This window comes from Clostridium acetobutylicum ATCC 824 (assembly GCF_000008765.1).
In the GTDB taxonomy this organism is placed as follows: domain Bacteria; phylum Bacillota; class Clostridia; order Clostridiales; family Clostridiaceae; genus Clostridium_S; species Clostridium_S acetobutylicum.
Window position 1 is genome coordinate 652772 of record NC_003030.1, and the last position, 14669, is coordinate 667440.

At 31.6% G+C, this 14669-nt stretch carries 12 protein-coding genes; 10 read left to right on the top strand and 2 right to left on the bottom strand.

The window, feature by feature from the left end:
- Positions 1-138: 138 nt before the first annotated feature.
- The 4 genes from CA_RS03090 to CA_RS03105 all read left to right on the top strand — a co-directional run bounded on the left by CA_RS03090 (position 139) and on the right by CA_RS03105 (position 4213).
- Positions 139-840, top strand: a complete 702-nt coding sequence (locus CA_RS03090) for a response regulator transcription factor (protein WP_010963885.1) — start codon at positions 139-141, stop codon at positions 838-840.
- Positions 824-2323, top strand: coding sequence for a sensor histidine kinase (locus tag CA_RS03095; protein ID WP_010963886.1), 1500 nt, complete (start codon positions 824-826; stop codon positions 2321-2323). Before CA_RS03090 ends, CA_RS03095 begins: the two co-directional genes overlap by 17 nt.
- Positions 2324-2390: 67 nt before the next feature.
- Positions 2391-3479: an Ldh family oxidoreductase gene (locus CA_RS03100; protein ID WP_014518848.1), complete on the top strand. Its 1089-nt coding sequence runs from the start codon at positions 2391-2393 to the stop codon at positions 3477-3479.
- A 104-nt stretch (positions 3480-3583) separates the two neighbouring features.
- Entirely contained in the window at positions 3584-4213 is a 630-nt protein-coding gene (locus tag CA_RS03105) for a class I SAM-dependent methyltransferase (protein WP_010963888.1), read from the top strand.
- Between the two features lie 37 nt (positions 4214-4250).
- Here the strand turns inward: CA_RS03105 and asd are convergent, their stop codons facing one another.
- Positions 4251-5330: an aspartate-semialdehyde dehydrogenase gene (gene asd / locus CA_RS03110; RefSeq protein ID WP_010963889.1), complete on the bottom strand. Its 1080-nt coding sequence runs from the start codon at positions 5328-5330 to the stop codon at positions 4251-4253.
- A gap of 205 nt (positions 5331-5535) precedes the next feature.
- Here asd and CA_RS03115 point away from each other — a divergent pair, with 205 nt between their 5' ends.
- From CA_RS03115 to CA_RS03140, 6 genes are all read left to right on the top strand, one after another.
- Positions 5536-6360: a PRD domain-containing protein gene (locus CA_RS03115; RefSeq protein ID WP_010963890.1), complete on the top strand. Its 825-nt coding sequence runs from the start codon at positions 5536-5538 to the stop codon at positions 6358-6360.
- A gap of 151 nt (positions 6361-6511) precedes the next feature.
- Positions 6512-8509 (top strand): glucose PTS transporter subunit IIA, encoded by a 1998-nt coding sequence (locus tag CA_RS03120; protein WP_010963891.1) that lies wholly within the window; start codon positions 6512-6514, stop codon positions 8507-8509.
- A 184-nt stretch (positions 8510-8693) separates the two neighbouring features.
- Positions 8694-9017 carry a PadR family transcriptional regulator gene (locus CA_RS03125; protein ID WP_010963892.1) on the top strand — a complete coding sequence of 108 codons (324 nt, stop codon included), beginning with the start codon at positions 8694-8696 and terminating at the stop codon, positions 9015-9017.
- Entirely contained in the window at positions 9010-9585 is a 576-nt protein-coding gene (locus CA_RS03130; RefSeq protein ID WP_010963893.1) for a DUF1700 domain-containing protein, read from the top strand. Before CA_RS03125 ends, CA_RS03130 begins: the two co-directional genes overlap by 8 nt.
- Positions 9586-9587: 2 nt before the next feature.
- Entirely contained in the window at positions 9588-10517 is a 930-nt protein-coding gene (locus tag CA_RS03135; protein ID WP_242663041.1) for a DUF4097 family beta strand repeat-containing protein, read from the top strand.
- A gap of 245 nt (positions 10518-10762) precedes the next feature.
- A complete protein-coding gene (locus CA_RS03140) occupies positions 10763-11335 on the top strand; it encodes a hypothetical protein (RefSeq protein WP_014518850.1) in 573 nt (190 codons plus the stop codon).
- 994 nt (positions 11336-12329) lie between these two features.
- Here the strand turns inward: CA_RS03140 and CA_RS03155 are convergent.
- Positions 12330-14360 (bottom strand): RICIN domain-containing protein, encoded by a 2031-nt coding sequence (locus CA_RS03155; protein ID WP_010963897.1) that lies wholly within the window; start codon positions 14358-14360, stop codon positions 12330-12332.
- Positions 14361-14669 lie beyond the last annotated feature (309 nt).

A 14669-nucleotide genomic window follows, 5' to 3' on the forward strand; every position in this document is an offset into this window, starting at 1 on the left:
GAGCTTAAGATTAGGTTTATAGAAATCTTAAAATTTTCTTAAGTTTAATTATTATAAAAGAAGATGCATAGTAAAAAAAATAGTTATTCTATATAATGATATGTAGTAATTAAAATTTTATAAAAAAGGGGCAGATTTATGGAAAGTAGAACTGTTTTAGTTGTTGATGATGAAAAGGAGATAAGAGATCTTATAGGTATATATTTAAATAATGAGGGTTTTAATGTTATAAAGGCAGAAAATGGAGTGGAGGCATTGGAGATATTAAAGGACACAGAAGTTCAATTAGTTTTACTAGATATTATGATGCCTAAAATGGATGGAATTACAACCTGTATGAAAATAAGAGAAGATAAAAATACACCAATTATAATGCTTTCAGCAAAGGGGGAGGATATGGATAAGATATTAGGATTAACAACGGGAGCAGACGATTATATATCAAAGCCTTTTAATCCTCTTGAGCTTATAGCTAGAGTAAAATCACAAATTAGAAGATATACTAAGTTGAATAGTACCTATGAAAGTAATAGTGCAAACATTGAAGTAGGTGAAATTACTATAAATACAGACACACATGAAGTGAAAATTGGGGATAGGACAGTAAGTCTAACTAAAAGAGAATTTGATATATTAGTATTGCTCTCGAGAAATAAGGGAGTAGTCTTTAGCACAGAGAAGATATATGAGAGTGTTTGGCATGAAGAATTTTATGATTGTCATAACACAGTGATGGTCCATATAAGAAAAATAAGAGAAAAAATTGAGAAAAATCCTAGGAAGCCTGAGTATATAAAAACCGTTTGGGGAGTTGGTTATAAAATTGAAAAAAATATTTAAGCCATTTTTGAAACTGTACAGTTTTTCTAAAAAAAAGGTAGTAAAAAGTATAAGGCTTGAACTGGTGGTTACATTTGGCATATGCCTTTTAGCGGCATTTATACTTGGAAGTTGGTATACAGGATATTATAACGATAAACATATGATGGCGGAAGTTGATTATAGCTCTGGAATACAAAGGATTTCTTCTGATATGGAAGACTTGAAGGGTATGTTAGATGGTAAAAATTCAAGCGATGAGATAAATAAAATGATAGATAGTGGAGCAAAGGATGATATAAAGGTTTATTTAACAGATACAGAAGGAAAGGTTTTATTTAAGTCAAGCAATGCAAAAGAGAAAAAAATAGATATACATGATTTAATAGTGAAGTCTGAAAAATTTAAAAGAGAATATGACAAAGCAACCGTAATTAATACAGTTAATGGTATTATTAAAAAAACAATATCTCTTGAAAGTGTTGAACAGTACAATGAAATTGATGGAATAAAAATTGATAATAAAAATGCTTATATTATAGTTAGTGGAATTCCAAAACAAAAGATTACATACATAAGACCAGGATATAGCCCTTTTTTATCTGGAATTATAGCTGTTATAACTTTTGTTTTTATTTTCTACTTCTTAACTAATAGGAAGATGGAGTATATAGAAAGCGTATCAAACGGGCTTGTGGAGATTTCAAAGGGAAATTTGGATTATAGGATAATGCTAATGGGAGAAGATGAATTAAAGAATTTAGCGGATAATATTAATTCTATGGCAAGTGAGCTTCAAAAAAGAATTGAAAAAGAAAGAGAAGCTGAAAAAACTAAAAATGATCTTATAACAAATGTATCTCATGACTTAAGAACTCCTTTAACCTCAGTAAAAGGATATTTGCTTCTTTTAAAGGATAAAAAATATAGGGATTCTAATGAATTTCAAGATTTTATAGAAATTGCTTACAATAAATCAGAAAAATTAGAAAATCTTATAAATGATTTATTTGAGTATACAAAATTAAGTAATAGAGTTATAGAACTAAATAAAGTAAGCATATGCCTAGATGAGCTTTTGGAGCAATTAGTAGAGGAGCTATATGTAATATGCAAAGAAAATAATACAGAGATTGAAAAGGAAATAACTGAAAAGAATATTTTTGTAAAAGTAGATGGAGATAAGATGGTCAGGGTGTTTGAAAACTTACTTATGAATGCTATAAGATATAGTAAAAAACCTGGGAAGATAAAATTAAAGGTTGAAGATCAAAAAGCTTATGTTATAGTGACTGTGGAAAATGAATGTGAACATATAAATAATCAAGAGCTTAAAAAAATCTTTAATAGATTCTATAGGAGGGATAAATCACGATCTGAAGCCACAGGGGGAAGTGGTTTGGGTCTTGCAATAGCAAAGAGCATAGTTGAGTTACATAACGGTGAAATATGGGCTGAAAGCAGAGAGGAAACAATAAGTTTATTTGTTAAATTATTCAAGTGAGATTTGTAAGTTCTATGTATAAATGTGATAAAATATACAATGAAGTATGAATTTATGGGGTGATAGAGTGGGTTATAGTAAATATAAATATGAAGGTCTATTGAATTTATGCCTAGAGGTTTTTCAAAGGCTTGGCTATACAAAAGAGGACAGCTATACAATAGGGGAAGTGCTGCTTCTAGCGGATTTGTTTGGGATAGAATCTCATGGAGTGCAAAGACTTACATTGTATTATAAGGGAATAAGAAATGGAAGCATAAAGGTTAAAAATCATATGAATATAGTAAAAGAATCACCTGTGTCTGTAGTTATTGATGGAGATGGGGGAATGGGACAAATAATATCAAAGAAAGCTATGGAGAGGGCTATTGATAAGGCAAAAAAGACAGGGATAGGTATGGCTATTGTTAAAAATTCCAATCATTTTGGTATAGCGGGATATTACAGTAGGATGGCTGAGAGAAAAGGGCTTATGGGAATAGCTATGACAAATACTAGAGCCATTGTGTTGCCTACATATGGAAGAGAGCAAATGCTTGGGACTAACCCTATTTCTATTGCAATGCCTGCAAGACCAATACCGTTTTTACTTGACATGGCAACAAGCGTTATCACAAGAGGAAAGGTTGAGGTTTACAGTAAAAATAATCAGAAACTTAATTATGGATGGGCTATGGATGATGAGGGAAGAAAAACAGATAATCCAGATAAAGTTTTGAAATTAGCAAATGGAAATACAGGTGGACTTTTGCCGCTTGGAGGAGATACAGAGATTTTTGGTGGACATAAAGGATACGGAATCTCTTTTGCTGTTGAAATGTTTACGTCTATCCTGTCAGGTGGACTTACCAGCGACGAAATACGTGGTAATAATAATACTAATGGTGTGTGCCATGCTTTTGCTGCTATAGATTATGGTTTATTTGATGATAAAAATGCTATAGAGAAAAGAATGTCAGCCTATATGCAAAAGATTAGAAATTCAAAAAAGGCATATGGTGCTTCAAGGATATACACACACGGAGAAAAAGAACTTGAGGCTTATGAGGATAGAATGGAGAATGGAATACCTATAAATGAGAATACTATAGTTGAAATTAAAGAAATATGTGATTATGTGGATATTGATATCAATAACTACTTGAAAAAATATTAAAATTCATTTAAACTTGGTATATATGATAATGATTATCATTAAAAGAAAGATATTATGAAGCTTGCTTTTATAAATATAGCAGTTTAAAGATGGAGGTTTTAGAAATGAGTGAACTAGCTAGAAGATTAAATCAGTGTAAAAAACCTGTTGGAGATCAAGGGAAAGTTGTAGTTGATGATATGAATGAAAGACATTACGAGCTTACAGGTTGGGGACTAGATAAAATTAAAATTGATAAAGCTTATAAAATGTTGGACATCGGATGCGGTGGAGGAAGAACTGTAAATAGATTAAGTAAGGCAGCAGAAGAAGGAGAGGTTTATGGAATAGACTATTCTTCCGATTGTGTTAGATGGGCAAGTGAGTACAATAAAGAGTTAATTAAAGAGGGAAGAGTTCATATTAGTGAAGCAAGTGTTGAAAAATTGCCTTTTGAGGATAATAAGTTTGATGTTGTAACTGCTGTTGAGACTATATATTTTTGGCCAAATGTAGAAGAAAATATAAAAGAAGTCAATAGAGTTTTAAAAAAAGGTGGTAAATTCATTATAATAAACGAAATATATGATGATGATAAATTTAGAGAAAGAAATAATGAATTTGCTAAAAATAGTAATATGAAAATATATTCTCCTGAAAAATTAAAAAGTCTTCTTAAAAATGCAGGATACTTAAACGTTGAAATGGAAATTAAGGAAGAAAATAATTGGATATGCTATGTTAGCGAAAAATAATAAGAGCGAGAGATTTTATATAGTCTCTCGCTTTGTTTTAATATAAATATCCTTCTTTGTATAATAATTCAGCAGTTAAAACAGCTCCTCCGGCTGCACCTCTTAAAGCGTTATGAGAAAGACCTACAAATTTATAGTCAAAGAGAGTATCTTCTCTAAGTCTTCCAATGCTTATGCCCATACCTTTTTCGATATTTCTATCAAGCTTTGGCTGTGGTCTGAATTCATCCTCAAAGTAGGTTATAAATTGTTCAGGGGCAGTTGGGAGATTAAGCAATTGAGGTTTACCCTTATAATTTTTTAATTTTTCGACTATTTGTTCTTTTGTAGGCTTATTTTCAAAAGAAACAAAGGTTGCTGCTAGGTGTCCGTCTGAAACTGCAACTCTAATACATTGTGAAGTTATTAAAGGATCTTTTTTCGAAACTATTTTATTTCCTTCTATATGTCCCCAAACCTTTAAAGGTTCATCTTCGCTTTTTTGTTCTTCTCCAGGAATATAAGGGATTGTATTATCTACTATTTCAGGAAATTGTTCAAAGGTTTTTCCGCTTCCAGAGATAGCTTGATAAGTACAGACTAATATTTTTGTTGGTTTAAATTCCAAAAGTGCGCTTATTGCAGGAACGTAGCTTTGAATTGAACAATTTGGTTTTGCAACTATAAAGCCCTTTTTTGTTCCCAATCTTTCCTTTTGCTTTGGAATTATATCAAGATGTTCAGGATTAATTTCTGGAATTATTACTGGAACGTCTTCTGTAAATCTGTGTGCAGAATTGTTAGATACCACTGGTATTTCGTGTTTTGCATAATTCTCTTCTATTTTTTTAATTTCGCTCTTGTCCATATTTACAGCACAAAAGACAAAATCAACTTCCTTTGAAATTTCATCGATATCATAAATATCTTTTACAATAAAATCTTTTATATATTCTGGCATAGGTATGTCAAGCTTCCATCTTCCTTTTACAGCATCAGAATACTTTTGACCTGCAGAACGTGGACTTGCTGCAATGCATGTTACTTCAAAATATGGATGATTATCTAGTAAGGTAGCAAATCTTTGTCCCACAAGACCTGTACCACCAAGTAAACCAACCCTTAGTTTTTTATTCATTTATAATCCCTCCGTTAAAATTATGGGTATCTGAGTATATTGCAATGTAAACGGTTAATAATTATGCAATGTTTTATGCTATTATACAACTTTGAGTGAGCATTGTAAATTGTATTTAATCAATATTAGTGATAATATAATAAAAGCGATATGTTTTTTATAATGTGTTAAATAGATTATAAGCATTAAGAGAGGTAGCACGCTTATGGTAAGTTATGTTGTAAAGAAAGCTCTGAATAATAATGTGGTTATTGCTGTAAAAGACAAGTATGAATTTATAATAGTAGGAAAAGGAATTGGTTTCAATGCAAAGAAAGGAAGCCGTATTCCTGAGAACAAAATTGAAAACGTCTTTATAAAGCAATCATTAGGGGAAAGTAAATTCGATATAGTGTTAAAAAAGATAGATAGTAAAATAGTAGGAATTTGTGAAGAGATAATATTCTTATGTGAAAATGAATTAGGGATAAAGCTAAATGAAGCAATTCATACATCATTACCTGATCACATTGATTTTGCATTTACTAGAATAAAAAAGGGCATAAAAATAGAAAACCCATTTTTGAATGAAATTGTTGCATTATACCCAAAGGAATATAAGCTTGCAGAGAAGGCATTAGATATGATAAATAAAAACTTCACTACAAAGCTGCCTAAAGATGAAATTGGATTCATATCCATGCATATTAATGCAGCAATAGAGAGAAAAGATGTGAACGACACTGTTGAGTATATGAGAAAAATAGGTAAGGTTATGGAGTTCATTTCATCTGCTTTAAATAAGGATATAGATAAGAGTTCTCTAGCTTATGAAAGGACTGTAACTCATATAAATTTTGTGTTAGATAGAATTAAAAATAAGAAAACTATAAAAAATCTTTTACTTGACAGTATAAAAAAACAATTATATAATGAATACGATTTAGCAATTAAGGTTGCTATAAAACTAGAAAATTTATTTTCTGTATCAGTTCCTGAAGATGAAATAGGATATATCGCTATGCATCTTAAGAGATTAAAGGAACTTTAGGCAGTGTTACTATTAAATTAGGCACGAGCTTTTTAAAAGAATTTTACTTAGGAAATTCTTTTAATGGGCTCGTGTTATATTTTTTTGTAGGTATATGCGCTTAAAAATGATACAAAATAAATTTTAAAGATAAAATTAGGAGGAATACTTTATGGGTAATAAGATATTTGCCGTACTTCAAAAAATCGGTAAATCTTTAATGCTTCCAGTATCTGTTCTACCGGCGGCTGGAATTCTATTGAGACTTGGACAGCCAGATTTGCTTAATATGCCTTATGTTCAAGCAGCAGGAAATGCTATTTTTAATAATTTACCTTTAATTTTTGCGGTTGGAGTTGCTATAGGTTTTTCAGGCGGAGAAGGTGTTGCAGCACTTGCAGCTGTAATTGGAGAACTAATACTTGAGGCGGTTGAAAAAACAGCAGGTGATACGGCAGCAGCAGCTTTAGCAAAAACAGCGGCAGCTTCACATCATATGACGCTTGCAGCATTTCAAAAAACTCAAGAATACAGTAACATTGTAACTAAAACAACTATTAGTATGGGTGTTTTTGGCGGTATAATAATCGGTCTTACAGCAGCTATTTTATATAATAAGTTCCATGATATAAAGATGCCTCAAGTTTTGGGTTTCTTTGGTGGAAAACGTTTCGTTCCAATTATAACTTCAATTTCAGCTCTTATTATTGCAACTATAGGAGTAAATATTTGGTTGCCAATACAAGCTGGAATAAATTCACTAGCAGCATTTGCAACTACATCACCAATTGGACCTGCAATGTATGCTGGAGGAAAAAGACTTTTAATTCCACTAGGACTTCATCACATTTATTATCCATTGTTCTTATATCAATTTGGTCACTTTGTTTCAAATGGAGTTACTTATGTAGGAGATACAGCAAGATACTTCCATGGGGATCCTACTGCCGGAAACTTCATGGCAGCAGAGTATCCAATACTAATGTTTGGTCTTCCAGGAGCTGCTCTAGCTATGATTGCAGCTGCTAAAAAAGAAAAGAGAAAAGAAATGGCTGGAATGATGATTTCAGCAGCATTTGTAGCATTTGTAACAGGTATTACAGAGCCAATTGAATTCTCATTCATATTTGTTGCTCCAGTATTATTTGTGTTCCACGTACTTGCTGCATTCGCATCTGGTCTTATTACAAGTTATTTACACATAAGATTAGGGTATACTTTCTCAGCATCCTTCATAGATTATGTTTTAGGATTCAAATATGCAGGTCATCCATTACTTATATGGCTTGTAGGTATAGGGTTCTTTGTATTGTACTTTGTTGTATTCTACTTCACAATTAAAGCAATGAACATTAAGACACCAGGTAGAGAAGATGATGATGCAGAAGGTGTTAAGAAGATAAATGTAAAAGGAAAAGCTAAGGCAGCTAAGGTGCTTGAAGCTATAGGCGGAAAAGATAATATAAAAGTACTTGATGCATGTATAACAAGATTAAGACTTAACTTAAATGATCCTTCTTTGGTTGATAAAGCTACACTTAAAGCTCTTGGAGCAGCTGGAGTAATGACAGCAGAAGATAGTGTTCAAGTAGTTTTTGGAACTGAAGCTGAAAGAATAAAAGATGACATAAAAGCAATTATACAAAATGGTGGATATGTTGAAGATGATTCAGATAAGGAAGAAGAAGTTCAAGAGGATAAGCAAATTTCTAAAGGTGCACACGAACTTTTAAGTCCAGCTGATGGAGAAGTAGTTGGTATTGAGAGTGTTCCGGATAGTACATTTGCTGAAAAAATGCTTGGAGACGGTTTTGCAGTAATACCTTCAGGAAATGAAGTACACTCACCAGCTGATGGAGAAGTATCAGTTTTATTCCCAACTAAGCATGCATTTGCAATAACAACAGAAGGCGGACTTGAACTTTTAATACATGTTGGAATTGATACTGTAGCATTAAATGGTGAAGGTTTCACAGCACATGTAAAACAAGGAGATAAAGTTAAAAAAGGAGATTTGATTTTAACTTTAGATACTGAGTTTATAAAGAGCAAAGGTAAAAACCTTATAACTCCAGTGATTGTAACTAACATGGATGTTGTAGGAAATATAGATGTTAAATTAGGAAACGTTAAAAATTCCGAGAAAGCTGCGGATGTTACCGTAAAATAATTTACTAAGTTAAAATAAATACCCCTGAAATAAGTTTGGGGTATTTATTTTAACTTAGTATCTTGTATTAAACAGTACTAAATGTTATACTATAGTTGTGGAAAGAATATATAAAAGAATAATAATATAATAGGAGATTCATTTTTTAAAAAATTGGTTTTCCTATAGTTAGGAGTAAAATGTCATGAATACTCAGCTAAAAAAAGGAATTTTGGAATTGTGTGTTCTTTCGATATTAGATAGAAAAGATTGTTATGGATATGAACTTGTAGATGAAATTTCTAAAAGTATAGAAATTTCGGAAGGAACTATATATCCTCTTTTAAGAAGGCTTAGCAAGGAGGGCTTTTTTACAACTTACTTGCAGGAGTCTACGGAAGGACCACCTAGAAAGTATTACAAGTTAACTGAGCTTGGAAGAGAAGAAAAACAAAAGCTGGTAGAAGAATGGATGGAATTTGTTGAAGGTGTAAATAGTATATTGAAGGGGGCACAGCAGCATGAGTAAAAAAGAATTTCTCGATTTGCTTAAATCATATCTTGAAGGATTTGGGCAAGAAGAGAAAAAGGATATATTATACGATTATGAAGAGCATTTTAGAATTGGGCAAGAAAATGGAAAAAGCGAAGATGAAATAGCAAAGGAACTTGGGAGCCCTATTGATATAGCAAATCAGTATAGAGAAGCAAATGGCATGGATAAAGTAAATGTGTACGGAAGCCAAAAGTCAGTTGGAGGCTCTATTGTTACTTTTATTGGATTGCTTATGTTTAATTTCATATTTGTTTTATGGATTTATATAGGCGTAATATCAGCTGTGATTGGAGTTTGTATAGGTGCTTTTGCTGTAACAGTATCAGGTTTAGCGCTTGTTTTTGCAAGTGTATTTGGAGGATGGTTTATACCTTATATACAAACACCTGATATATTGTCGCGAGTTGCAGTTTTCTTTGGAGGTATAGGAACTTTGGCTTTAGGACTCTTAATGTGCATAGCAATGTTTTATGTAGTTAAAATTGCAATAGTTCTTACTGTTAAATATATTAAATGGAATATAAAAGTGATTAAAGGTTAGGAGTGATAAAGTTGAAGGTTAATGTAAAGAAAATAGTTTTATACCTTGTTGGAATTTGTTTAATTAGTTACGGAATAGCAATGGCATTATCTTTTAGACATGGTAGTTTATTAAAAATTGCCGATAAGGATTATAAAGTGAATGAGAGAAAAGAAATAAATACGAATGGTATTTCAAAAATATATGTGGATTCTTCAGCAGCTGATGTGTATGTTTCAAGGGGATATAAGGTTAATGTAACTGCTGAGGCTTTAGGAAACGTAAGCTCCACATCTAGCAATATACCTAAATTGGATTGCTATAAAGACGGAGATACTTTGTATATAAACTTTAAAAGAAAAGGACCATCCATACACATATTTGATTTTACAAATAAATCGGATGTTAAATTAAATATTACTATTCCAGAAGCTTATAAAAGTGATATGGAGGTGGATTCTTCAGCAGGAGATACAAGTATAAAGGATTTAAATTTAAATAAAATGTATGCTAAATCAAGTGCAGGGAAAATGGAATTAGAAAATTTAAATATATCAGCAGAATTAACTTTAAAAGATAGTGCTGGAGATATAAACGGTAAAAGTATTGTATGCAAAACATCTACAATAGATGCTTCAGCAGGAAGTATAAAATTAGAAGAGTTTAGTGGTGATATTCAAGGAAAAAATTCAGCAGGAAATACTGATATAAGTTATAGTAAATTTAATAATAATATCGATTTTAAAAGTTCGGCAGGAAATATAAAATTAATAATTCCTAAGGATTCTAAGTTTAAGTTAGATGCGTATGCAAGTGCAGGAGACGTAGATTGCGATTTCCCTTTAAGTAGCAGCGGAGGCGGAGTAGAAAAAGAAGTAAAGGGAAGTGTCGGGGAAAGTAATAATGTTATTAAATTGAAAAATTCAGCAGGAAATATTGATATTGACAATTAAATACAAGAAAATAAAATGGAGTTTTAATAAAACTCTATTTTATTTATGTCAAAGTGAGTTAACGTTCACATGTAATAGATTTATTTTAATATATACAGTATTTTGTATTTAATACTTTAATTATAGCGATTATAAGCGTTTTACCAGTAAGAATATAATTTTACAATAGAGTAAAAGTTTAATATAATCTTTAAGTGTTAGGGAAAGTTTTGTTGTATTTAATGAAATTAGAAGGGGGGGTTATAATGTCTAAAAAAAGACCATCAAAATTGATTGCGTTGTGCATAATTGCAGCTACCGCATCTATGTCTGTATTTAATAGTAATTTCGTAAAAGCAGATTCTGTAATGGGAGATGTATATGTTTCGACCAATAGAAGTTTTAATAATGATGGTACTTTAAATAGTCCTACAACTTTTGAGGCTGCATTAACTAAGGTTGCTCCAGGTGGAGCCATATATGTTATGGGGGGAACTTACAATTACAATAATCAGATAACAATTCAAAGAGGCAATGACGGTCAAGTGGATAAATTTAAAAATATACAGCCATATAACAATGGTAAGGTAATTTCTTCATCTGAAACTTGTGGTAAGCCAAGTAAAGTTAGCAACGATAGAGGACTTCAGGTTAATGGAGCTTATTGGCATATAAGGGGTATAGAAGTAAAAGGTGCTGTAGCTCCGGTTACTATAAAGGATTGTGTGGCATATAACAACGGCGCAACTTCTAATGGCACATCTACAGCGTATAGTGATGGTAACGGATTTAAATTAGGCGGAGATAAAATAGCGGTAAGCCATGTTGTTAAAAATTGAGTTTCCTTCAATAATAAAAAGCATGGATTTACTTTCAATAGTAATGCGGGTTCAATAAGTTTAACTAATTGTACAGGTTATAACAATGGATCAAGTAAAAGGAGTAACTTTGCGTTTAATAACGGTACTGCTATTTTAACAAGCTGCTTGTCTTACAAAGCTTCTGCCAATGATAAAATAAGTGCTGATGCAACTGTAAAATCAAATGTATTTTAGAGTGCAGATAAAATGAAAGGTACAACTTAAGTACTTTGCACAGATAAAGATTTTTTAAAGCTTAGTCCTACAAGTGAATTTATTGGAGCAGGTGTATGGTGGAATAAAGGTAACAATATCAAATAGTATTTTGGAAAATCGTTTAAAGGAAAATTTAATTTGGCATAAAGATAAATTTTATGTAACCTACTCAAATAATTATTTTACTAAAATAAATAAGAGAAGTCCAAGGTTATGATAGGTAAATGCTTTCAACAATGTGTATGAGGCAATAAGGGCAAATGGAATAATGGGGTTTTTGGTTTAAGGGCCTAAATAAAGAGAATTTAAGTGCAGAAGGTTTTAATGGATAGAGTACAGTTGTATCAGGCTAAGGGAAATAAATTATATATATTTATAAAAGGGTGAGTTATGGGCTTTATATAAATAAATTCGGTACAGAAAGCTAGGAATAGGGTGCCTAGAATTCTGTAAATAGAATTTATATATAATGTATATTAATACATTATATATACTGCTGTAAAATGCCTTTAGGCTTATAGCAAACATTTTAAGGTTAGCAAAATTATAATTGAGATGAGAGATTATAGGGTAAGTATATCGGATACTTGGAAACAATACTTTTCTAAATTTTCCCCAAAAATATTAGAAAACTAAAAGCATACTACATGTGATTTTTATGTAGTATGCTTTTGTTTTAAAGATTTCCTATAAGTTAGAAGAGAAGTTAAGAGTAAAAGGTGTGTAATATTGCTACCGCTATTATATATAAAATATTTTAATTAGGAATTAGTTCCCAGAGTTGTCCGTTACCACCCCAATAATTCCACTGACAAACATTGGCACCAGAATCTTTACTCATGTTATAGACGTCTAGGCAAGATTTGAAGTTTGAGGACTTAGTCAAAATAGCATATTTATTTTCGGAGACTTTTTGAATTTTAAATTTTTGCATATCACCATTCCAATAGCTCCATTCCTCGATATTAGATCCATTAGAGGATGAATTATTTGTAACATCAATACAGCTTTTGTAATTAGAAGCACCTGTTAATATGTGATAACATCCATCACTGTCAGATACTATTTTGAATTTTTGCGCATTATTGTTTAAAGGAGTCCATTGTCTTATATTAGTTCCATCAGTGTTTTGACCATTGGCAACATCCAAGTACATTCCGCTTAAAGAGCTTTTTATGTAGTAAGTGCCATCTAGCTTAGGTGAAGGATTTATTGTCGAGCCAGAAATTTTTGAACCCCAAATAGATTCGTTATTTGAACCTATTAACGAAAAGGTCATAGTATTTTTGTGAGAAGCTGATTCGTCATATTGTTTGAAGAATATACCCTTGTAGGTAATACCGCCAATTACCATGTTGCAATAGTAACTGCCTGACTTTTCTACCCAAGTTCCGGTGTAATCTCCAGAAATACTGCCATTAGCGTTTAATGAAACTTTAGATGTTTTTAACATTCCGGTTTTTGCTGTAGTTGCATTTAATCCGTGATTAATAAATTCATAAGTTCCAATAATGTCATTGCTTGAATAGCCAGACTTAGAAATTTGACTTCCTAAATATTCGTATACTGCTGTTACTGGCCAGCCATCTTCATTTAAAAATTGTTGATGCACTCTAATTTGATGTGCTTCAGTTCCGTTATTAAATCTTGTATGATAAATAAGGTATCTTTGTCCAGAGGTATCTATAATTGCTGAATTATGTCCTCCTGACATGTATCCTTTAGAGCTTAATTCTGAACCATTCACACTTGAAAGAGAAGAAAAATAGTAGTTTCCAAATAGCTTTATGCCTTTATTTGATTTATTATCATTAGCACTTGTACATATTGCAGGATTTCCTTTTGCATCTGTGTAAGGACCAGTTATGTTTTTGGATCTAAATAAACGAATATGGTATCCGCTAAAATTATCTGTAGCATCAAGTCCGCAGTAGGATTCGTATAAGTAATAGTAGTCTGTTGCTTTATCATACACAATATATGAACCTTCACCACAGGTTCCATAGCCTCCTGATATTTTTATACCAAGGTATTGATCAGAGGCGTTGGTTTTGGTGGAATAAGTGTATGAGTAATCTCTTAAACCTGTTGACTTATCTAATTTTAACATAAAAATACCACCAAACCATGAACCGTAGGAAAGCCATAGATTGCCTGATTTATCATACTTTACACAAGGATCAATTGCGTTAGGTCCATAAGATGAATTCCAAGCTCCTTTTGATAAGTATCTACTGGCAACATTGTTTGTTCCTGTAACCTTTGAATAATCTGTTTGGCTAGCTAAAGAAGAATTAGTAAAGCCTGAGTAAACTATTGTTCCAGCGTATTTGTATGGCCCAGTTATATTATTAGATGTTGCTAGAGCTATAGAAGAATAAAATTTGTCACCATTAACACTCATATATATACACCACTTCTTCATTTGTGGATTATATATAACATCAGGTGCCCATAGATTTCCGGTGATATCGTATGAATTACTGCCATGAGCAGCCCATTTGCCACCTACTGAGAAAATATTTGCATAATCATTGTTTATATTTGTTTGGAAGTAATTCCAGGAGGCTAAATCAGAGGAAACTGCGTCTGCTCTGTGTGATCCAAAAAGATAATACTTTCCGCCAGCTTGTGCTATTGAAGGATCATGTACTGAAACCCTTGATGTATTTAAGGCGGCTGCGAAAGCAGTAACCTCATTGCCAAAAGGAATTAGGTTTAATTGAGTTACAAAAGTTAAGGATAATCCTAAGGTAATGGATATGATTTTTTTAAACTTATTTTTCATTGCTATTCGATATAAAAATATATCGTTCCCTCCCTTAAATTATTTTATGGAATAAGTTCTTTTCTAGCCTCCTTTATAAATTATTTCTAACATTAACCATAAATAAGGTTAATGCATTTGGAAAATTTTTTGTTTACTATTTTGCTTGTTATATTAATTCATTGTATTTGTAATTTTAAAATGAAAAAGAGTATATGTCAATGTTTGCATCGATAAGTGAATTTAATTAATATTTGTAAATAGGAGAATAGCACGCAATAAATCAAGGGCAATATTAAAAATATATATTTACTATTATTGATGCTTATG